Origin of the sequence: Xanthomonas bonasiae (assembly GCF_017163705.1) — a bacterium.
GTDB lineage: Bacteria > Pseudomonadota > Gammaproteobacteria > Xanthomonadales > Xanthomonadaceae > Xanthomonas_A > Xanthomonas_A bonasiae.
Genome location: NZ_JAFIWB010000005.1, coordinates 118,210 through 138,905, shown reverse-complemented (window position 1 = coordinate 138,905; position 20,696 = coordinate 118,210). Strand labels below are relative to the sequence as shown.

Sequence of the window (20,696 nt, the reverse complement as noted above, 5' to 3'; positions counted from 1 at the left end):
CTTGCGCAACGAAAACAACGCAGGTAATGTGCGCGCCCATCAGCCGACACGTTCGGCAACGACGACTCCGACGATCATGACCTTCCGCCCCTTCACCGCACATCTGCCCGGCCTGCAGCGCAAAACGCGCGCAGCGGTCCTGCGTGCGCAGCGCGATGCCGCGCTGCGGCTGGATTGCGCCACCTGATCGACTGATCGCCCGTTGCGGAGATCGGTTGCATCGATCTCCGAGGAACGCGAACGCCCTCGGACACCATGCCGGGGGCGTTTTGCTTTGCGCGTTCGCATGCCATGTGTTTTGTTTTTGTCGATCCAACATCCCAGGCACCCGGGCATGGAATGCCCGGAAACAGGGAAGTTTCGCTCGCGAGGCGCGCAAGCGCTGCGTCCAGGTGCCGGACGCGGGCGGCGGGAATGGAATCGACGCAGGAATTGCCGTTTCGAAAGAGGCGGCAATGGGAAACTGCACTTAATGGTCGCTAGCGGTACGGGATGCCATTCCCGTCCGGTGCGCACGGCGCTGCCGTCGCGTATGCCTGCGGCCGGGATGTGCAATTTCCACCAGACGTTAGCTCAGAGGTAGAGCGGTGGCTTGTCCACGTGTCGCCGGTTCGACTCCGGCACGTCGCTTTTGGATAGCTCAATTGGTAGAGCATCGGAACCTTAATCCGAGTGTCGCGGGTTCGAATCCCGCTCCGAGAACCATGACCTGTCACGTCATGTGCAATACCGGGCGCAAGCCCAGCAAGTCGCGCCGCGCGGGACACGCCGCACGCATCGCCACCGGCGCTGCGTAACGCATGCACCGCAGCGCCGCTGCCGCCGCCACGCCGCCCTGGACGTGCGCGCCTGCGCCGACGGTCGCATCGCAATGCAGCGCGATGCCGACGACACGCGCCGGCCTCCGCACCGACAGCGCCCACTGGCCGCCGTGGCGACGTCGTGCGCGCACTTGCATTTCTCTTGCAGCGTTGCGGCGCCCATGGCGCTCGCAACGTGGCGTCCTCGCGCTCGTCGGTCCGGCGCGGCGATTTCATCCACAGGACCGGATCACCAGAGCCACACAAGGAGAACGTGCCATGTTCTGGACCAAGCGGGTCGTGATCGGCGATAGCGAGCGCGGCCTGATGTATCGCAACCGGCGTTTCGAGCGCGTGCTCGCGCCCGGCGTCTACCGTCTGTTCGATCCGTCGCGGCGGATCGACGTGAAGACCTGCAATATCGCCGTGCCGGACTACGCCGGCGCCGATGCCGATGCGTTGATCGCGCGCCTGGGCGCACAGCTGCACGAGGCCTTCGTGTTGGCCGACCTGGGCAGCGACGAAGTCGGCCTGGTGTTCAAGCAGGGCAAGCTCGAAGACGTGCTGGCGCCCGGCACGCGCCGGCTGTACTGGCGCGGGCTGATCGCGGTGGAGGTGATGCGTCTGCCGCTGGGCGAGAGCCTGGCGGTGCCGGCGGATGTCGCCCAGCGCCTGCGCCAGCTCGGCCTGCTGTCGCGTTTCGCGGTGGCGCTGGACGTTCCGGCCGAGTCAGCGGGACTGGTGTTCGTCGATGGGCGCCTGCAGCAGACCCTGGCACCGGGGCACTACGCGTTCTGGAACTTCCGCAAGAACATCGTCGCGGAAGTGATCGAGCTGCGTATCCAGTCGGTGGAGGTGTCCGGGCAGGAGCTGTTGACCCGCGACAAGGTCAGCCTGCGCGTCAACCTGGCCGCGAGCATGCGCGTCGCCGACCCGGTCGCCGCGCGGACGCGGGTGGCCAAGTACGGCGACCAGTTGTACCGCGAGCTGCAGTACGGCTTGCGGCGTGCGGTGTCGGCGAAGACGCTGGACGAACTGCTGGGCGACAAGGCGTCGCTGGATGCGGACATCTTCGGTTACGTGCGCGAGCAGGTGACCGGCTTCGGCATCGAGGTGCTGGGCGTCGGAGTCAAGGACGTGATCCTGCCCGGCGAGATGAAGGACATCCTCAACGCGGTGGTGCAGGCGGAGAAGTCGGCGCAGGCCAACGTGATCCGCCGGCGCGAGGAGGCCAACGCCACGCGTTCGCTGCTCAACACCGCCAAGCTGATCGAGGACAACCCGGTGCTGATGCGGCTGAAGGAGCTGGAGGCGCTGGAGAAGGTCACCGAGAAGATCGACAAGCTCACCGTGTTCGGCGGCCTGGATGGCGTGCTGAAGCAGCTGGTGACGATGAAGTAGGACCGCCATGCGCAGCGCAGGGACGCGCCGCGCATGGCCTCGAAGGAATGAAGACATGAGGATGCAGAACTACGAATTGCTGCACGCCGAAGGCAGCGCCACGCCGATCAAGGGCTGGGTGCGCGGCGTGCCGCTGGAAGCGCAGGCCCACGAGCAGCTGCGCAACATCGCCGCGATCCCGTTCGTGGGACCGTGGGTGGCGGTGATGCCCGACGTGCACCTGGGCAAGGGCGCGACCGTGGGCTCGGTGATCCCGACCCGCGGCGCGATCATCCCGGCCGCGGTCGGCGTGGACATCGGCTGCGGCATGGCCGCGGTGCGGACCACGCTGCGCGCGGCCGATCTGCCCGACAGCCTGGCGCAACTGCGTTCCAGCATCGAACGCAGCGTGCCGGTCGGCAACGGCCGCGGCGGCGAGCATCGCAAGCTGCCCGACAGCATCGCCACGCGCATCGCGCAGTCGGGGCTGGTCGAGCGCCTGGACACGATCAAGGCCAGGCACCGCCGGATCCGCACCGACAAGCTGGATTGCCAGATCGGCACGCTCGGCGGCGGCAACCACTTCATCGAAGTGTGCCTGGACGAGAGCGATGCGGTGTGGGTGATGCTGCACAGCGGCTCGCGCGGCACCGGCAACCTGATCGGCAGCTACTTCATCGAGCAGGCGCGCGAGCAGCTGGCGCACCGCGTGCTCGGCTTCCACCTGCCGGACAAGGACCTGGCGTTCTTCATGGAAGGCGAGCCGTTGTTCGACGACTACGTGGAAGCGGTGTCCTGGGCGCAGGACTACGCGCGCGAGAACCGCGAGGCGATGATGGCGCGGGTGCTGGCGGAGATGCGTCACCGCCTGCCGAAGTTCCAGTTGGAGAAGCTGGCGGTGAACTGCCACCACAACTACGTGCAGAAGGAAACGCACGCCGGCGAGGAACTGCTGGTCACCCGCAAGGGCGCGGTCAGCGCGCGTGCCGGCGAGCTGGGCATCATTCCCGGCAGCATGGGCGCGAAGAGTTTCATCGTGCGCGGGCTGGGCAATGGCGACAGCTTCCACAGCTGCAGCCACGGCGCCGGCCGGGTGATGAGCCGTACCGCCGCGCGCCAGCAGATCACCCTGGCCCAGCACCGCGAGGCCACCGCGCACGTGGAGTGCCGCAAGGATGCGGCGGTGATCGACGAATCGCCGGCGGCGTACAAGTCGATCGATGCGGTGATGGCCGCGCAAAGCGACCTGGTGGAAGTGGTGCACACCTTGCGTCAGGTGCTGTGCGTGAAGGGCTGAGGCTGTCGCCCCGCAAGCGGGGCGGCATGTCGCCGGTAGCAGGCCGTCCGTTCGCGGACGGCCTTTTTTATGCGCCGCTCGCGGGATCCGGCTGGCTGTCTTCGGCGATCAGCGCATGGTGCAGGCCGACGCCGGCGAGCACGCCGTCGGCCGAGGCCAGGGTCGCATTGCCGAACATGCGCGCTGCGTCGCCGGCCGCGTAGACCCGCGGCACACTGGTCTGCTTGCGCTCGTCCACGCGCAGATACGGGCCGGACGGGCCGTCGTCGAACACGCAGCCCAGGCGCTCGGCCAACGGGCTGGCCATCTGCGTCGGCGCGGCCACGAACAGCGCCTGGATCTCCACCCGCGCGCCATCGTCCACGCGCATGCCGTCGATCGCCTTGCCATCGCCCTCCAGCGCGAGCGCCCGCCGCGTTTCCACCTGCACACCGCGCTTGGCCAGCCTGGCCATCAACTCCGCGTCGTCCAGCTGCATGCCTTGCGCGAACAGCGTCACCCGCCCCCAGTCGGCGAGCATCAGCGCCTGCTCCGCCGATGCCGTGGTGCCGTTGCCGAGCACGCCGATACGCGCTTGCCGGCCCAGCTCGTAGCCGTGGCAATACGGGCAGTGCATGACGCTGTGCCCCCAGCGTTCCGCCACGCCGGGCAATTCCGGCAACCGATCGGCCACCCCGGTCGCCAGCACCAGGCCGCGCGCCTGCGCCTGCCGGCCATCGGCCAACGCCAGCTCCCAGCCGCCGGGCAGCGCCTTTGCCGCTTCGACCTGCCCGTCCCACCACGCGACGGTGGGATAGTTCAGCAGTTGCGCCTTTGCCTGCGCGAGCACCGCGCTGCCTGGCATGCCGTCCAGCGCCAGCAGACCATGCGAGTGCGCGGCGTACCGGTTGCGCGGCAGGCCGGCATCGACCACCACGACTTTGCGATGCCCGCGCGCCAGCATCAGTGCGGCAGACAGGCCGGCGAAACTGCCGCCGACGATCACGGCATCATGCTGCATGGGTCTTCTTCTCCTGTCTGAGCTTGCGTTGCACGCGCTGGCCCAGCTTGCGCAGCGTCAATGCCTGCAGCTGTGCGGCCAACGCGGCCTGCGCCTGCCGGTAGCCGTCGTCGAGCGCGTCGTTGACCGCACGCTCGATCGCGCAATCCGGATGCGGACCGCGCACGCCATGGCCGAGCAGCAGCGGCTCGCCCAGCGCGACATAGACGTCGTACAGGCTGATCGCCTCCGGCGCGCGCGCCAGCTGCCAGCCGCCGCCGTGGCCGCGGGTGGATTCGACCAGTTGCGCGTCGCGCAGCCGCGCCAGCAGGCGCCGCACCACCACCGCATGGCTTTGCAGGCAGGCCGCCATCTGCTCGGAGGTCATCGGCTCGCCATGCTGGGCCAGGTGCACCAGCACGTGCAGCACGTCGGACAGCTGCGTGTTTCTTTTCATGTAACCATAATAGTTACATTACTTGGCGCGTGTCCAGCGTCCCGCTTGCCGGCCGGTCGAGTCGCCGAATCGCTATGTGCCGCGCAGGCGAACCGCTGCGCAACGAACGCTCGGCACCAGTGCGACGAGCAGATGGCCCGGCAACGAGGCGATACGCGGCGCGCATGCCTGGCGTGGGTGCGGATGGCGGCCGCTAGCCGTCCTGCCGCCTGCACGATTGCGCCGGTGCCGCGACCGCGGGCCGCGGCCGCACGAACACCTGTTCGATCACGCTCGCCCCCCATTGGTCGCCTTCGCACTGCTGCAGCAACGCGAAACCGTGCGCCTCGTACAGCCGCCGCGCCGCGTCCAGGCCGGCGAAGGTCCACAGCCGGGTGGCGGCGAAACCCTGCGCGTCGCAGAACTGCAACGCCTGCTGCAGCAACTGCCGGCCGATGCCGCTGCCGCGCAGGCCGTTGTCCACCACGAACCAGCGCAGATGCGCCTCGCCGTTGCCCAGGTCCTGGCCGTCGATGGCGATCGCGCCCACGATGCGCTGCGCCTGCATCGCCAGCCACAGGCCGTTGCCGGGCCGCTCCAGGCGCGCGGAGAATTCGGCGACGCCCGCCGCGACTTTGGCTTCGAAGAACTGCCCGAAGCCGGCATGCCGCGCATAGAAGGTGGCGTGCATTTCTGCGATGCGGCCGATCGCACCGGGCCGGTAGCCACCGTCGATGCGCACCGCTTCCGGCGCTGGCGGCGCGGCGCCATTGCGCAGAGCCTGCAACGCGGCCGCATAGACCGCCAGCCCGTGGCCGATGTCCGCCTGCGCCTGCGCCGGCAGCGGCGCCAATGCGGCCTCCACCTGCGCGCGCGCGAAAGCGTGGATGCCCTGCACCGTGCGCCGGCCGCGGGCAGAGAGCCGCAATTGCTTGGCGCGGCCGTCTTCGGCGCTGGTGCGCTCGCGCAGTTCGCCCGCCGCGATCAGCTTGCGTAGCATGCGGCTGACGCTGGATTTTTCCAGCTGCAGGCAGTCGGCCAGCTGCGACGCGCCGACCGCGTCGCGCGCGTCGATCTCCAGCAACGCATGCACCGCCGACGGCGGATAGTCGGTCGCGGCGAGGGTGTCCTGCAGGAAGCCGAGTTCGCGCACCAGCTGCCGCGAGGCGGCGCGGATCTGTTCGACGACGACGGGATCCACCGCTGGCATGGCCGGCTCCGGCAATTTCGTTGCTTCATACAACTACTTTTGGCGGCGCCGGTCAATGGTCTTGCCACGACCGGACGGCCGCTGCGGCATGCCGCGTCGTTGGCGATCTGGCCGGCCGCCGGCTGCGCATGCACCCACTCAGCTCAGGCAGCGGTTAGCCGCTACGCCGCGAACGGCGTAGGCCCCATGGCCTCCGCTAGGGGATCGAGAAACGAGGCGATGCGCGCCGAGAACGCGGTGTTGCGGTAGTACACGGCATGGATCGGTTGCCGCACCTCCAGCGTCGTCTTCATGGCAAGGCGGATGGCGGAATCGGAAGCCGATTATTGACCAGAACGCAAAAGTGATTGGTCTGGCGGCGGGTTTTTCCGGGCCAGGGACAGGTCCACACTGTGAACCTGCTTTCTCCTACGGGATGCCGTCATGCTCCCGCCTCCGTCTTTTGGCCCTGCATGCCTGTGAGCGCCCCTCGGCGCCACCGCAGCGTTCGGCCAACCCGGTGCGATGCGCGCCGACGCTACCGCAACTGCACCGCTCGCATACTGAAATCCAACGCTCTTTCCCATCTTCCTCGCAAGGAGTCACTGCATGCGCATTCCCGCTTTCGGCCTGGGTACGTTCCGGCTCAAGGACCAGGTCGTCGTCGACTCGGTTCGCAACGCACTCGAACTCGGCTACCGCGCCGTCGACACCGCGCAGATCTACGGCAACGAAGCCGAGGTCGGCCAGGCCGTCGCCGCTTCCGGCGTGCCGCGCGCGGACCTGTTCGTCACCACCAAGATGTGGACCGACAACCTGTCCGCCGACAAGCTGCTGCCGAGCCTGCGCCAGAGCCTGGACAAGCTGCGCAGCGAGTACGTGGACCTGACCCTGGTGCACTGGCCCTCGCCACGCGATGCGGTGCCGATGGCCGAGTCTCTGCACGCCCTGGCCGACGCCAAGCGGCAGGGCCTCACCCGGCAGATCGGCCTGTCCAACTTCACCATCGCGCTGACCGAGCAGGCGATCGCGATCCTCGGCGCCGAGGCGATCGCCACCCAGCAGATCGAAGTGCATCCCTATCTGCAGAACCGCAAGCTGATCGGCTACCTGCAGCAACAGGGCATCCACGTCACCTCGTACATGACCCTGGCCTACGGCAAGGTGCTGAAGGATCCGGTGATCGCCGCGATCGCCGCACGCCATGCCGCCACGCCGGCGCAGGTGGCGTTGGCCTGGGCGTTGCAGCAGGGCTATGCGGTGATCCCGTCCTCGACCAAGCGCGAGAACCTGGCCAGCAATCTGCTCGCGCAGTCGCTGCGCCTGGAGGACGCGGACATGGCGCAGATCGCCACGCTGGATCGCGGCGAACGGCTGGCGAACCCAGCCGGTATCGCGCCGGACTGGGACTGAAGCCGCGGCGCTGCCAGCCCTGGATCGGTGATCGTGCCGTCGCCTCCACGGCGATCGGCATGTGCCGCATGACAAGGCGTGTGACGCGTGCTTGGCGCCCCGTCGCATGACGCATCCTCGCCGGGCACGACGACGGCGCGTCATGCGCCCTCGCAACCGGCGCGCTATCCAGCACTGCGTTGCAAACGCTTACAGCGCATCTTTCCGCTCATCTCGCTTAGCGGTTCAGCGATTCGCGCGCGATATCGTGCTGCCCGCGCAAATCGCGGCACCGATCCGCTAGGATCGGAGCGACAGGGGGGTAGCTTCGAGAGGAGTCCTACCCATGCAGACCGCTTCCGCTCCCGCTCGTCCTGCCCATGCTCGTCGCGCCGTCGATCTGGATGCCGAAATGGCCTACTGGCGGCATGCGCATGCCAATGGCCGCCTCGGTCACCATGGTTTCTCCGACTATGCCTCGCTGCTGAAGATGGGCTACGACGTCTATCTGGCCTATCCGCGCGCCACCGAAGCGCAGCTGTACCGCGTGCTGCAAGAGTCCTATCACCACCTGGCGCCGTCGCTGTCGGTGCCGTGGGACGAGGCGCGCTGGCTGGTCCGCCACGCCTGGCACCATCTGGAGCAATCCGGGCGCAGCCACTGACGGCAGCGGCGAGCGCGCCGGAATGGGATCGCGTTGCAGACTGCAGCGCGACCGCTTCGTCGCGCGCATCCGCCGCGGCGCCGCCGCGCCAGCGCTTCACCGCGACGGCGTGGCGTCGGAGGTGCGTTCCTTGGCCTCGATGCGGCCCTGGAACTCCTTCGAGCCCTGTCCGGGCGATGTCGCCGCATCGCCTTGCGTGCTCTTGAGTTGCTGCTTGCGCCGTTCGACCACGTTCTTGGCCAGCGCCACGCGGCGCCCGACCACCATCTCGGTGAGCCAGTCGACCAGGTAGCGGGTGTATTCGAGCTGATGTTCCTTGCGGGTCAGCGCGTGGTCGGCGCCCTTGATCACCCGCGAGGTCAGCGAACGCGCATTGGAGAACGCGGCGGCATAGTTCTTCAGCACCTGCCCCGGCACGATCACGTCCTGCTCGGCCTCGACCAGCAAGACGTCGCCGCGGAAGCGCTGGCACGCGGCCAGCGCGATGTTGTCCTCCGGCGCGATGGCGCGGTGCCGATACGGCATCAAATCCGGATCGCGGTTCAACGCCACCTTCGGGCCGTCCCAATGCGCGTCCTTGTACAGCGCCGGCGAACGCAGCGCCAGCCACTCCACCGGCCGCTCCAGGGTCAGCAGCGAGGCGAGATAGCCGCCGTAGCTCAAACCCACCACCGCGATCGACTCCGGATCCACCTGCGGCGAATCCACCAGCCGGTCGTAGGCCGCCTTGATGTCGTCCAGGTTCTGCGCGCGGGTCACCGTCTCGCGCATCGACGCCAGGCCTTCGTGGCCGCGCAGGTCGAAGGTCAGGCATACGCAGCCCAGGCCGACCGCTTCGCGCGCGCGCACCAGGTTGTGGTGCTGGTTGCCGCCCCAGCCATGCACGAACAACACGCCGGGCATGCCATTGGTCGGCGTCAGCAAGGTGCCGCTCAAGGCGTCGCCGTCCACCGCGATATCGATGCTGGAGAGCTTGGTTTCCATCGTCAGTCCGCAGCGCTCACATAACGGTATTTGGTCAGGCGCCCCACGCGCGGATCCTCGCCCATGTAGTAGACCTCGGCGTCCGCGGGCAGCGTCGGCATGCCGTAGCGTTCGACCATGGCCGCGATCACCGCGTGCAACGCCGGATCGCGCTGGAAGGCATCGACCGCGGCCAGTTCCGCCGGCGTGGCGCCGCCGACGCGCCACGATTGCTCAAGCACGCCGCACAGGCGCGCGCCATCCTCGGCGATGCCGTCGATCACGTCGTAGTTGCGGCGCGATGCATAGAAACCGGGATAGGCCTGGGCGATGCAGCGATCGTAGTGGCGCGCCTTCAGCACCGCCTCGCGCTGCTGCGGCGGCAACGTGCGTTCGAGCAGCGCGTCCAGGGTGCCGCGGATCACGAACAGTTGCGAGCCGCCGTAGGTCTCGCGGCCGGCAGCGTCGTCGGTGACCGATTGCGTGCCGTAATAGGCGATGGTCATGCCGGCGCAGTCCACTTCGCCGACGCTGAAGGTCGTCGAGCGGTCCAGTTGCCGCTCCAGCACCACGCCCTGCTGCGCCAGGTCCGTCGCCGCCACCGCGGCCAATGCCGTCTCCAGCACGTGCGCGTCGTGCAGCAACAGTTGGCCCTGCCCGCCGATGCCGCTGGGCAGCTTCAACCGCACCTGGCCGCCGCCGCACAGGCGCGCATACGCCACGCGCGCATCGTCCGCAGCGAACGCGGTGTAGCCGGGCACCGTCGCCTCGGCCAGCGCGCCGCCGAGCGCATGGGCCCAGCCCTGCGGCGCGGCCGCGCCGGGATCAACCAGCGGATGGCTGATCGCCTTGGTGGCGACGAACGCATGCGGGACCACGCCACCGAGCAGGTCGGTCGCCGCACGCACGCCCAGCTGCTGCGCCTGCGCGGCGGTCAGGGTGTCGTCCGGCACGTAGAAACCGCTCTGCGCCGCGCTGGCATCCTGCAACGGCAGGCGCATCAGCCGCGCCACTTCGGCGGCGATCCAGGCGTGCGTGGCGACCTCGTGCCCGCCGGGCGGATGCAGGCGCACGCTGCAGCGACGGACATGGTCGTGTGCGGCAGATGGCGCCATGCGCGGCTCTCCACGCGATGAGGACAGGAGGTCAAGCACGGGCGTACCAGTACAGCAGCAAGCCCAGCGCCAGCAGTGCCACCGCGACGAGCAACCAGCGCGGCACGGCGGCACGCAATTGCCGCCACCAGGCGCCGGCTTCCGAGATGCCCGGGGCATCGGCAGGAACGTCGTTCGCCCGCGGCGCCCGATGCGTGGCCGTCGCCTGCGATGCGGAATGGCGGTGGGAGCTGACCATGTTCCCAAGGCTGTCGGCAACGGCGTTGCGCCATGGTGAACGCTGCGTGCCGAGCGCGTTAGCAGGTCTCTGGATGTCGAGGATGCAACTGCCGACGTCGCCTGCTGCGAGCGCACGCTACCGACGCGTCACCAGCGACGCTATCCACGCCGCACGAATGCGTCGAGGTGGCGCTCAGGCGGACGACAAGGGCGCAGCGACCTGCGCATCGATCCGGTGCTTGCCGGCCAGCGCCTGCATGCCCTGCAGCGTGGCCTGCACCGCGCTGGCGTAGCCGCTGCGCCACAGCTCGGCGCGCGACTGGCGCGAGGACGCTTCGGCCAACGCCAACGCGAAGGCCTGCACGCGCGGATCGGCCAGCGTGGCTCGGTCCAGGAACGAATGCTCCAGCGCGATCACGTCCACCGGCGCCAGCCAGGCATCGGCGACCAGCTCGGCCACGCCGACCCGGTGCGACAGCTGATGCATCGCGCTCAGGGTCTCGTGCAACATCTCCAGATACGCCCACTGCCACAACGCCGCCTTGCGTTGCGGATCGGCCTGGTCCAGCGCGGACAAGGCAGCGTCGACATGGTCGATGCGTAAATCGTTCATTCGCCGGCGCTCCACGTCGCGCAATCCTGTTGCCACATTCTGCGCGCAAATAGTGAGGAGATTGTGAGCCGTGGCGTCTCCGGCAATGGGACGGCGCGTTCCGCCGCGCGACCCAGGCGGGCATGCCAGCGGCTGTGAACGGCCGTATCGGACGTCAGCCCGCTTCTCACCCCGTGCTCGCATGCCTGCACATGCAGCGCTGCATCCACCGCAGCACGCGCAAGTGGGAAGCAGCGCAAGGCCGGCACAGGCGCGACTGTTCTATACTGGCGCGGCACGCAACGCATCGCCGCGTGCTCTTCCGCTCCCCACGCCACGACATGACGCCACCCTGACACCCGCGCTGCGCTTTCCACGCTGTCCCCTTGCGGGACGCCCGGTGTGTTCTGGCTTTCCATTTGGTGTAGCGCCGCCCCGCGACGGGCGCGGCGCCAGGAGCGTTTTCTCGTGAATCTCAATCCCCCGCTGCGCCAGCAATGGTGCGGCAACATCCGTGGCGACGTGCTCGCCGGCCTGGTCGTGGCGCTGGCGCTGATCCCCGAAGCCATCGCCTTCTCCATCATCGCCGGGGTCGATCCCAAGGTCGGGCTGTATGCCTCGTTCTGCATCTGCGTGGTGATCGCCTTCGTCGGCGGCCGGCCGGGCATGATCTCCGCCGCCACCGGCGCGATGGCGCTGCTGATGGTCGGCCTGGTCAAGGACCACGGCCTGCAGTACCTGCTGGCGGCGACGCTGCTGACCGGCGTGCTGCAGATCGGCGCCGGCCTGCTCAGGCTCGGCGCGCTGATGCGCTTCGTGTCGCGCTCGGTGATCACCGGTTTCGTCAATGCCTTGGCGATCCTGATCTTCATGGCGCAGCTGCCGGAACTGATCGGCGTGCCCGCACTGGTATACCCGTTGGTGGCGCTGGGCCTGCTGGTGATCTACGGCCTGCCGTGGCTGTCGCGACGCACCTTTGCCGGACTCGGCCTGTGGCTGCTGTTGCTGGGCGCCGCATTGACCGCCGGCAGCCTCGATGCGCGTGCGCTGTATGCCGTGGCGGCGATCGGTGCCGCGGCGCTGCTGCTCGGCCATCGCTGGACGCGTACGCTCGCGCTGCCGCCGCCGCTGGTGGCGATCGTGTTGCTGACCGGCATGGCGCTGTACTTCGGCATCGCCGTGCCCACCGTCGGCGACAAGGGTCAGTTGCCCGACAGCCTGCCGACGTTCCTGCTGCCGGACGTGCCATGGACGCTGGAGACGCTGAAGATCGTATTCCCGGTGTCGGCGACGATGGCGGTCGTCGGCCTGCTCGAATCGATGATGACCGCGCAGATCGTCGACGACATGACCGACACCCCCAGCGGCAAGAACCGCGAATGCATCGGCCAGGGCGCGGCCAACATCGCCAGCGGGCTGATCGGCGGCATGGCCGGCTGCGCGATGATCGGGCAGTCGGTGATCAACGTGAAATCCGGCGGCCGCGGCCGCCTGTCGGCGCTGGTCGCCGGCAGCGTGCTGCTGATGCTGGTGGTGTTCGCCGGCGCGTGGGTGCGGCAGATCCCGATGGCGGCGCTGGTGGCGGTGATGATCATGGTCTCGATCGGCACCTTCAGCTGGCGCTCGCTGGCGCAGCTGCGCACGCATCCGAAGAGCTCCAGTCTGGTGATGCTCGCCACCGTGGTGGTGACCGTGGCCACCCACGACCTGGCGCGCGGCGTGCTGACCGGCGTGCTGCTGTCGGCGCTGTTCTTCGCGCGCAAGGTCGGGCGCATGCTGGACATCGCCAGGACCGAAGACGCCGATGGCGGCCACACCTACCGCATCGGCGGCCAGCTGTTCTTCGCCTCGGCCGGCAGCTTCGCCGCCGCGTTCGACTATGCGCACGCACCGGCGCGGGTCACCCTCGACCTGACGCAGGCGCACCTGTGGGACATCAGCGCCATCGGCGCGCTGGACAAGGTGGTGCTGAAATTCCGCCGCCATGGTGCGCAGGTGCAGGTGGTGGGGCTGAACGCCGCCAGCGCCGCCATGGTCGGGGACCTGGGCACGCACCATCGTGCCGACGCAGGCCCTGCACCGTTGCATTGAGGCAAGCAGCGGCAGCCCTGGCGATATCGCCTGGGCTGCCGTGTCGCAAGCCGGCGGATGGCGTTGGGATTGCCGTGTCGACCGCTGCATGCGCACGTGCACCGCGACGATGTCGCCGCATCGCGCCATGACGCCGCGACCACGCGGCCTGGCTAGCATGATCCGCATCGGCGGCCGCCCGCTGCCCGCCACACCATGCCGCGAGGACGCGCCGATGCACCTGGAACACTGGCTGCTGCCGCCGCACGATTGGGTGCCCAACCATCCGTTCCTGCCGGTCCTGCTGTACCGCCAAGCCGGACGCGAGGGCGATGCCGCCGGCTTCGAACGCCGCTTCGCCGCCCACGGCTGGCCGCCGCAATGGCGCGATGGCATCTACGATTACCACCACTACCATTCCACTGCCCACGAGGTGCTTGGCGTGGCCAGCGGCAGCGCGCGGCTGGTCATCGGCGGCCCAGGCGGCCCCGAAACCACGCTGGCGGCCGGCGACGCCTTGCTGCTGCCGGCCGGTACCGGCCATCGCTGCATCGCCGCCAGCAGCGACTTCGTGGTGGTCGGCGCCTATCCCGCCGGTCAGGACTGGGACATCTGCCGGCAGGCGCCCAGCGCCGAAACGATCCGGCGCATCGCCCAGCTGCCGTTCCCGCCCAGCGATCCCGTCGCCGGTCCGCAAGGCCCCCTTCTCCAGCACTGGGCGATGCCTGAGGGTCCGAGCTAGATCCGCGCGGGCTTGCCGGCGCCGCGGTGCAGGCATGACTTCCCGCACCCTGACTTCCCGCAGACGACACGGCACGGCTCAGCACCGATGCTGCCGTCATCGTCAAAGGAACCGCCGCCATGCGCCTGCTGCTTTCCGTGTGTACGCTCTCCCTGCTGGGTGCCGCCGCCAGCGCCAGCGCCGGCCCGCAGTTCTCCTCGCAGCAATGCGGCTTTTCCACGCCTTACGACGTCATCGTCGACCGGACCGGCGTCGCCCTGACGCGCAGCGCCGGCACGCCGAAGACCGTGTTCCTGCATGACGGCCGCCTGCAAGTGGACGGCGTCGCGCAGCCGCTCAGCAGCGCCGACGCCCAGCGCTTGCGGCAGATGGAACAGGGCGCCCAGGCGCTGATGCCCGAAGTGGCCGGCATCGCCCGCGAGGTGGTCGGCATCACCTTCGACGCCTTCGGTGGCGTGGTCGAGGCCATCACCGGCAGCAGCAGCAAGGCGCGCAAGCTCGAGCGGCACCGCGACGCCGCCCTCGCCCACCTTGACCGCACCCTCGGCAAAGGCCAATGGCAGAAGGAGCCGTTCGACAAGGCGTTCGAAGCCGACGTCAGCGCCGCCGCAGAGGAGATGGCCGGCGCGCTGACCCGCGGGGTGATGTTCGCGGTGTTCACCGGCCGCGCCGACGCCATCGAGAAACGCACCGACGCGATGGAGAAGGACCTGGAGCGGCGCATGGACGCGCGCGGCAAGGCGCTGGAAGCCAGGGCCAACGCGCTCTGCGTGCAGGTGGCCGCGCTGGATGCGCTGGAGGAGCAGTTGGACTATCGGCTGCCCGGCGACAAGCGTCTGGAATTGCTCGAACATAGCGACACGCCAGCCAAGCCGGCCGCCCCCGACGCAGCGGCTGTGGCCGCAACCGCAACGGCGCACAGCCAGGCGCACTGAACACAGACAACGACTGGCGGCGGACGGCACCGCAGGCAACTGCAGGAGCGCTGCACCAGTGCGGCGGCCATGCTCGCTGGCACTGACTGAAGCGCCTCATGCCACCGCGCGCGCTCGTCAGGGCGATCCGGCGACGCTGGCCTGCCATACCGCGCCGGCCGGATCGAACTCCGCGGTGGTCAACGCCGGCGCCCGCCAGCCGAAGCCGCAGACCACCAGCGGCCCTTCGCGCAACGGGTCCATGCCGAATGCCTGCTCGATATCCACCTCGTTGATCGCCGAGGTCACGAACGCGCCCCACTGCGCCTGCGTCGCGCGCAGGCACAGCAACACGATAGGTCGACCGGCGAAGGACGCCCTGCTCCCGACATGGTCCAGGACGCCGGCGGGCGCGCTCGGCCTGCACCGATGGCCGGTTGTGCGGCAAGCCTGGCAAGGTGCCTGCGGATCGGCTGCCAACGCGCCCACGCCTCGGCCACATCCTTCGGCATACTGATCGTATGCCAGTGCACATGACCCGAGCGCTGGAAACGCCGTGTCATCGACCCACCATCGCGCGCGGCACAGCGTCGGGTCGGCCAGGTTCTCCCGCATACCGTCAGCGATCAGAAACCAATCCAGATGAAATTACGCCGAAGGCTTCACTGCATCATCGAAATCGGGGACGTGCTCTTCCCCAATATCAGCGCGCTGCTCAATGGCTCGGTCGTCCTCGATACCACCATCGCCACCGCCCTGCTGTGTCCCCTCAGCGGAAAACGCATTCCGCTTTCGCCCGAGGCGCTGGCCATCGTCGCCTCGCTACCGGGAAATTCCTGGACCGACGCCGGCGAGGTCATGCGAAAGCACAACTGCGATGCGTCCTTCATCGACAGGATGATCGAGGACGAGATCGTTCTTTGCGACGCTCCAGACACCAGAAGCGCCGCCATCCTGGCCGGCCAGGCGACGCTCGAAACCGTGGGATGGCATCCGCTGGCCAGCGTCTATCACCGCATGAGCGCGTGGTCGGGCGTGGTCGGCGACGAGGGCAGCCGGGAACACGGAAATGCGGCCGAGCGCGCGCGCCTGGACAAGCACATTGCCACGTATGGCCCGCTTCCCGCGCATTTCCCGAAGCGCCAGGATGGGATCGGTTCGATAGCGCTTCCGGCCGAAACACTGCAAGGCGACGTTGCCGATGTCCTGCGTGCCAGGCGCACCACCCGGCATTTCGATCGGACGCGCCCTCTCGCCCTGACCGAACTGTCGCGCATGCTGTTCGGCACGTTCGGCGCGATCGGGGCCGAGGAAATCGCACCCGGTCATGTCGCCGTACGCCGCACCAGTCCTTCCGGCGGGTCGCTGCACCCGATCGAGGCATATCCCTTGATAATCGATGTGGAAGGGCTGACGCCAGGGTTCTATCACTATGAATCCGACACCCACAAGCTCGTCAAGATAATCGACCTGACCGAGGCCGAGGCCAGAACGCTGGCCGCCGACCTGACCATCGGGCAAACCTACTTCGCCGATTCCAGCGCGCTCGTCTTCCATGTCGCGCGGCTGGATCGGCACCATTGGAAATACCGGCGCCACCCCAAGGCCTACAAGGCGGTTCTGCTGGACTCCGGCCACCTGAGCCAGACGTTCTACCTGCTGGCGACGGAACGCGATCTCGGTGCGTTCTACACGGCCGCCATCAACGATACCGACGCCGGCCGACTGCTGTCGCTGGACCCGCTCACGACCATGGTGATCGGCGCCAATGGCGTCGGCAACATTGATGCCACGAAAAACACGCTACACTTGAATCCCAAGCCGTTGATCGCGACGCATCAGTCACTTGGGCAATAAAACCATCCACGAGCGCAAACTAAATGACCACACTAGATAATGCACGGTCCCTGCTGCAACGCCTCGCCAGCGACGATGCCTTTCGCGCTGCCATGGAACAGAATCCTGTCGCGGCATTCGCCGAATATGGATTCAACCTCGACCCGAGCATTTTGCCCGAGAGCGTGAATCTCCCGAGCAAGGAAGAGATCGAAGCGAATCTGGAACTTCTGGCGAAGCAGTTCGAAGCGAGCCTTGGCTGGGTGGTTTTTTGTCGTTGAGGAGTTGCTGCGGCGACGACAGCGATTCGATCACGGGCGGCCTTTCGGCCGCCCATTCGGCGTAGACGCGACCGCGCCAGGCCAACGTTTTCATGGAGGCGAGCTGCTCGCCCACATCCCGGCCCAGTGCCACCTCGGCGGATAGCCGCTCGACCTTGGTCAAGGTCAACGCCCAGGGCTGATCGAAGGGTTTCAGGATATCCAGCGCCGCGTCGGGCTTTCCCGACTGCATGGCGATCCGGGCCTCGACGATGGCCGAAGAATTCTTGAGCAGAGGATAGGGGGCGATGTCGGCAATCGGCTTGGCCACTTTCAATGCACGCTGGGCAGTGGCGATATCGCCGTTGCAGGCCGCGACATAGCCCGCATAGAGCGCCGCATTCGCCACCGCTTCCTGCGCCCGGCCGGCGCTGTTGTGCAGGCCGTTTTCCGCCAGAGTCACCAGCTTCTGCGCTTCCTGCAGAACCGTCCTGCTGTCGGACGTATGGCGCATGATCGCCAGTACGGAGGTCCGTGCGCCCCATTCGAACGGCGTATGCGGATCGGCGACCGCAGCCCTGAGCGCATCGGCCTGCTGCGCGGCCTTTTCCCACTCGCCTTGATCCGCCATCACATTGAGGTTCGCGGCGGCCCGCTCGTTTTTAGCGAACGGCGGCTCTCCCGGAACCGGACGCAACATCGCGTCGGCTTCCTTGAACTTCGATTCGGCCGCCTTGATCAGCGAAAATTCGACGGAATTCTTGCGGAACCCCAACGCTTCGGCCTGGAGATAGTCGCGCTCGGCTTCGGCCACATCGCCCAGGGCCGAGCGTGCGATCGCCCTGAAGCTCAATGCGACCGGACGGGTGACTGCCTGCGTTGCCGCGGCGCGGTTGCTGTATTCGAACATCTCCTTGAAGCGGGCACCGTCGCGCATGCTCGTGGCCACATTGAATGCGGCAACGTGATAATCGGGATACAGGGACGACAGGGCGACCCATTTGCCGGGATAATCCTTTTCCCATCGGAACAGCGCCATTTGCGCCATGGCATAGAGGCGCTCGCGGTCGGTCAGCCTGCCCGTGTCCTCGATCGCCATGCCCATCTGTTGCTGCGCGCTGAGCACGTCGGTCTTGTTGTAGGCCACGCGCGCCAGGCCGATCTTGGCCATGGCGAAGTTCGGGTCGATATTCAGCGCCTGCCTGAACTGCATTTCCGCCGCTTGCAGATTCTGCTCGGCGTAGGACTTCTGGCCCAGCGAGAACGCGCGCAGCGCATCGAGCTTGTCGGTCGTCACCCGTTCCAGCGGGGCCGAACTCTTCTTGATGGACGCCACGCTCTCGCCGAACGCCTTGCGCAACGAGTCGCCAGCCTCCCCCAACGCCGCGACCGCCGACCCCGGGCCACGCGCCGTCGCGGACTCGGTGACGACCGTGGCCTCCGTCGCCGGGTCGACCACTTCGATGCTGATCCGCACCTTCCCGTCCGCGTCGGAAACCGTGGGCAGCAGCAAGGCACGCGCGCCGGTGCGCTGGGCGATTTCCGCGCCGAGTTTGCGATCCACGGCAACGCCGGCGTCGCGCTGCATCATTTTCAGCGCCTCGCGCACGCGCGCATCGGCCAGCACATTGACATAGCGCGACTGCTCCAGGCTGATGCGCAGCCCGGTCTCGATCGTGTCGTCGTAGAGCGTGTCGCCGGTCAGATTGCGCAGATCTCCCACCACCACCCAGTCGCGCTCGGCGAAGGCGATCGCGGGCTGCGGACGGGTGACGAACCAGACGCCGACCGCGACCGCAGCGATCAGACCGACCTCCGCCAGCAGCGCCGCCGGGCGACGCCACAGCGGGATGTCCCGCCACGCCTTCGGTGTCGGCTTCGGCGCGCGCAGCGGGGTGTTGCCGATCTCGCCGACTTCGTAGATCTCCTGCGCCGTCGGCACGCCCTTGAAGCGCCAGCGGCCGTGCGATTTCCACAGCAGGCGCTCGCCGCGCTCGCCCAGTTCGCGCGCGGCGCGGTGGGTCAGCGACTCGGCCACCGCCGACAGCAGGATCTGCCCGGGGCGGGCCAGGGTCATCAGCCGCGCCGCGGTCGGCTTGGCCAGGCCCTCCACTTCCAGCGGCTTGGCGCCGACCTGCACCGCGGCGTCGCTGTTGCGCCAGGTCAGCACCTCGCCGACGTGCAGGCCGGCGCGCACCTTCAGTTCCAGTTTGCGCTGCTTGCCCAGCGCGTGCAGGCCGCGGCTGTAGTCCAGGGCGAAACCGAGGCCGTCGATCGGCCGTTCGAACAGCAGCAGCAGGCCGTCGGAACGGTCGATCAGGCGCCCGCGCCAGCGCTGCTGCAGTTCCAGCACCAGGTGATCGTGCAGCTTGAACAGTTCGGCGGCGTTGGCGTCGCCCAGCCGCTCCACCAGCGCCATCGAATCGCACAGGTCGGTCAGCAGCAACGTCCGCAGCTGCGGGGCGTCGGGCTGCGGCTGGTGGGCGTGGTTCATGGGCAGCTCGAGGGTGCTTGGTGGGCTCAGCGCGAGCCGGAGGCGAGGTCGTGCCAGTACAACCGGTTACCGCCGAGGCGCTTGGCCTCGTACAGCGCGGCGTCGGCGTTGGCGTACCAGTCGTTCCAGTCGGATTGCGGATCGACCCGGCTGATGCCGATGCTGACCGGGCAGATGTGCGGCAGCGGATGCGGCACGCCGAGCAGGTTCTGCACGGTGGCGATCACGAACTCGCCGATGCGGCGCAGATCGTCCGCGTTGCCGGTGGACACCAGCAGGCAGAATTCGTCGCCGCCGAGGCGGCAGGCGATGTCGTCCTGGCCGGCGACGGAGCGCAGGATGTTGGCGACGTTCTGCAGCACGCGGTCGCCGACCAGATGGCCGTGCTCGTCGTTGATGCGCTTGAAGCGGTCGCAATCGATCAGCAGCAGGCCGGGACCGGGCGAGCGGCCGTCGCGGCGGCATTCCTGCAGGCGCAGGATCAGGCCGCGGCGGTTGTGCAGGCCGGTCAGTTCGTCGGTGCGCACCAGCTCCTCGGTCTGGCTGAGCTGGTGGGTGGTGGCGTAGAGGTTGTCCAGCGCCGCTTCCAGGTCGTGGTTGCGGCGGCGCAGCTGGCGGATCAGGGTCTGCTCGTTCATCACCACGCGCATGATGGTGCGGCGCAGGAAGTAAGCGACCAGGCCCGGGTCGCGCTCCACCAGGCGCTGGAAGTCGTCGTGGTCCAGTTCCACCAGCACGCCGTCGCTGGCGGCGATGGCGTCGGCGCTGCGCATGTGGCTGCCGATCAACAGGCCGAGTTCGCCGAAGAATTCGCCATGCCCGAGATGCTTGACGACCAGGTCCTCGCCGAAATCCAGGTCGATCACGCCGCTGCTGATCACGAACATGGCGCTGCCGCCGTCGCCGCGCCGGAACAGCACGTCGCCGGCACGCACCGTGCGCGAACGGCCGAACGCGGAGAACAGGCGCAGTTCCGCGGCGGTCAGCACCGCCAGCTCATTGGGCTTGGGGGCAACCACGGCAACCGTCGGAATTGTCTCGCGTGCATTGGACGCGGCGCTGTCGCAGCTCATCCAGCCCCCTACTGCTCTTGGCGTCGCCCGCCATCTTGCGCAAAGCATAGCACCTGAACGAATCGGCGCTGATGCGATCACAGCCAATCTCGCACGCGCGGAGATCGCGAAATGATCCGAAATCGGGCGTTGGCGGCCCGCCGGTACGGCGTTTCCGCACCCAGTCCTGTCGTAACTCGTAGACACCGTACTGCTGTCGGCACATGCGCCATCGCGCAGGCAAAAAAAGCCCGGGCGAACCCGGGCTCTCCCCTCCCATGGGGATCGGCAAGCAATGGACG

19 protein-coding genes, 1 tRNA gene and 2 pseudogenes are annotated in these 20,696 nt (G+C 68.1%); 11 read left to right on the top strand and 11 right to left on the bottom strand.

Features of this window, described 5'->3' with window-relative positions; translation table 11 throughout:
* Position 1 precedes the first annotated feature (1 nt).
* The 4 genes from JR064_RS07570 to JR064_RS07555 all read left to right on the top strand — a co-directional run bounded on the left by JR064_RS07570 (position 2) and on the right by JR064_RS07555 (position 3,477).
* Positions 2-187: a hypothetical protein gene (locus tag JR064_RS07570; protein ID WP_206229308.1), complete on the top strand. Its 186-nt coding sequence runs from the start codon at positions 2-4 to the stop codon at positions 185-187.
* A gap of 442 nt (positions 188-629) precedes the next feature.
* A tRNA-Lys gene (locus JR064_RS07565) sits at positions 630-705 on the top strand.
* A gap of 374 nt (positions 706-1,079) precedes the next feature.
* On the top strand, positions 1,080-2,201 hold the full coding sequence (locus JR064_RS07560) for a slipin family protein (RefSeq protein ID WP_206229307.1): 1,122 nt from the start codon (positions 1,080-1,082) through the stop codon (positions 2,199-2,201).
* 55 nt (positions 2,202-2,256) lie between these two features.
* Complete coding sequence (locus JR064_RS07555; RefSeq protein WP_206229306.1) at positions 2,257-3,477, top strand: RtcB family protein; 1,221 nt, start codon at positions 2,257-2,259, stop codon at positions 3,475-3,477.
* A 67-nt stretch (positions 3,478-3,544) separates the two neighbouring features.
* Here JR064_RS07555 and JR064_RS07550 read toward each other — a convergent pair whose 3' ends face one another.
* The 4 genes from JR064_RS07550 to JR064_RS23215 all read right to left on the bottom strand — a co-directional run bounded on the left by JR064_RS07550 (position 3,545) and on the right by JR064_RS23215 (position 6,395).
* Complete coding sequence (locus tag JR064_RS07550) at positions 3,545-4,477, bottom strand: NAD(P)/FAD-dependent oxidoreductase (RefSeq protein WP_206229305.1); 933 nt, start codon at positions 4,475-4,477, stop codon at positions 3,545-3,547.
* Positions 4,467-4,913, bottom strand: coding sequence for an Rrf2 family transcriptional regulator (locus JR064_RS07545; protein WP_206229304.1), 447 nt, complete (start codon positions 4,911-4,913; stop codon positions 4,467-4,469). The genes JR064_RS07550 and JR064_RS07545 overlap by 11 nt, the downstream gene beginning before the upstream one ends.
* A 193-nt stretch (positions 4,914-5,106) precedes the next feature.
* On the bottom strand, positions 5,107-6,102 hold the full coding sequence (locus JR064_RS07540) for a bifunctional helix-turn-helix transcriptional regulator/GNAT family N-acetyltransferase (RefSeq protein WP_206229303.1): 996 nt from the start codon (positions 6,100-6,102) through the stop codon (positions 5,107-5,109).
* Positions 6,103-6,263: 161 nt separating this feature from the next.
* Complete coding sequence (locus tag JR064_RS23215) at positions 6,264-6,395, bottom strand: hypothetical protein (protein ID WP_263604336.1); 132 nt, start codon at positions 6,393-6,395, stop codon at positions 6,264-6,266.
* 295 nt (positions 6,396-6,690) lie between these two features.
* Here JR064_RS23215 and dkgB point away from each other — a divergent pair, with 295 nt between their 5' ends.
* Entirely contained in the window at positions 6,691-7,494 is an 804-nt protein-coding gene (gene dkgB, locus JR064_RS07530; protein ID WP_206229302.1) for a 2,5-didehydrogluconate reductase DkgB, read from the top strand.
* 325 nt (positions 7,495-7,819) lie between these two features.
* A complete protein-coding gene (locus JR064_RS07525) occupies positions 7,820-8,137 on the top strand; it encodes a hypothetical protein (protein ID WP_206229301.1) in 318 nt (105 codons plus the stop codon).
* Between the two features lie 96 nt (positions 8,138-8,233).
* Here JR064_RS07525 and JR064_RS07520 read toward each other — a convergent pair whose 3' ends face one another.
* The 4 genes from JR064_RS07520 to JR064_RS07505 all read right to left on the bottom strand — a co-directional run bounded on the left by JR064_RS07520 (position 8,234) and on the right by JR064_RS07505 (position 11,047).
* Positions 8,234-9,121 (bottom strand): alpha/beta hydrolase family protein, encoded by an 888-nt coding sequence (locus tag JR064_RS07520; protein ID WP_179571079.1) that lies wholly within the window; start codon positions 9,119-9,121, stop codon positions 8,234-8,236.
* 2 nt (positions 9,122-9,123) lie between these two features.
* On the bottom strand, positions 9,124-10,215 hold the full coding sequence (locus JR064_RS07515; RefSeq protein ID WP_206229300.1) for a DUF3182 family protein: 1,092 nt from the start codon (positions 10,213-10,215) through the stop codon (positions 9,124-9,126).
* 31 nt (positions 10,216-10,246) lie between these two features.
* Positions 10,247-10,453, bottom strand: a complete 207-nt coding sequence (locus JR064_RS07510) for a hypothetical protein (RefSeq protein WP_191825950.1) — start codon at positions 10,451-10,453, stop codon at positions 10,247-10,249.
* 174 nt (positions 10,454-10,627) lie between these two features.
* Positions 10,628-11,047 carry a hypothetical protein gene (locus JR064_RS07505; protein WP_179571082.1) on the bottom strand — a complete coding sequence of 140 codons (420 nt, stop codon included), beginning with the start codon at positions 11,045-11,047 and terminating at the stop codon, positions 10,628-10,630.
* Between the two features lie 447 nt (positions 11,048-11,494).
* Here JR064_RS07505 and JR064_RS07500 point away from each other — a divergent pair, with 447 nt between their 5' ends.
* The 3 genes from JR064_RS07500 to JR064_RS07490 all read left to right on the top strand — a co-directional run bounded on the left by JR064_RS07500 (position 11,495) and on the right by JR064_RS07490 (position 14,773).
* On the top strand, positions 11,495-13,117 hold the full coding sequence (locus tag JR064_RS07500) for a SulP family inorganic anion transporter (protein ID WP_206229299.1): 1,623 nt from the start codon (positions 11,495-11,497) through the stop codon (positions 13,115-13,117).
* Positions 13,118-13,244: 127 nt separating this feature from the next.
* The gene (locus tag JR064_RS07495) at positions 13,245-13,838 is read left to right on the top strand and encodes a cupin domain-containing protein (protein WP_241092907.1); all 594 of its coding nucleotides are present in this window, start codon (positions 13,245-13,247) and stop codon (positions 13,836-13,838) included.
* Between the two features lie 119 nt (positions 13,839-13,957).
* On the top strand, positions 13,958-14,773 hold the full coding sequence (locus JR064_RS07490) for a DUF2884 family protein (RefSeq protein WP_206229298.1): 816 nt from the start codon (positions 13,958-13,960) through the stop codon (positions 14,771-14,773).
* Between the two features lie 117 nt (positions 14,774-14,890).
* On the opposite strand, the pseudogene JR064_RS07485 reads toward JR064_RS07490, so the two are convergent.
* Positions 14,891-15,100, bottom strand: a pseudogene (locus JR064_RS07485) (putative peptide maturation dehydrogenase); the annotation flags it as partial.
* A gap of 294 nt (positions 15,101-15,394) precedes the next feature.
* On the opposite strand from JR064_RS07485, the gene JR064_RS07480 reads away from it, so the two are divergent.
* Complete coding sequence (locus JR064_RS07480) at positions 15,395-16,609, top strand: putative peptide maturation dehydrogenase (protein ID WP_206229297.1); 1,215 nt, start codon at positions 15,395-15,397, stop codon at positions 16,607-16,609.
* Positions 16,610-16,632: 23 nt separating this feature from the next.
* A pseudogene (locus JR064_RS23365) lies at positions 16,633-16,800 on the top strand (NHLP-related RiPP peptide); the annotation flags it as partial.
* Here JR064_RS23365 and JR064_RS07475 read toward each other — a convergent pair.
* Together JR064_RS07475 and JR064_RS07470 are read right to left on the bottom strand one after the other, a co-directional pair.
* Complete coding sequence (locus JR064_RS07475; RefSeq protein ID WP_206229296.1) at positions 16,742-19,342, bottom strand: putative peptide modification system cyclase; 2,601 nt, start codon at positions 19,340-19,342, stop codon at positions 16,742-16,744. The pseudogene JR064_RS23365 and the gene JR064_RS07475 sit on opposite strands and share 59 nt — an antisense overlap.
* Before the next feature lie 26 nt (positions 19,343-19,368).
* Entirely contained in the window at positions 19,369-20,415 is a 1,047-nt protein-coding gene (locus JR064_RS07470) for a GGDEF domain-containing protein (protein WP_206229295.1), read from the bottom strand.
* Positions 20,416-20,696 lie beyond the last annotated feature (281 nt).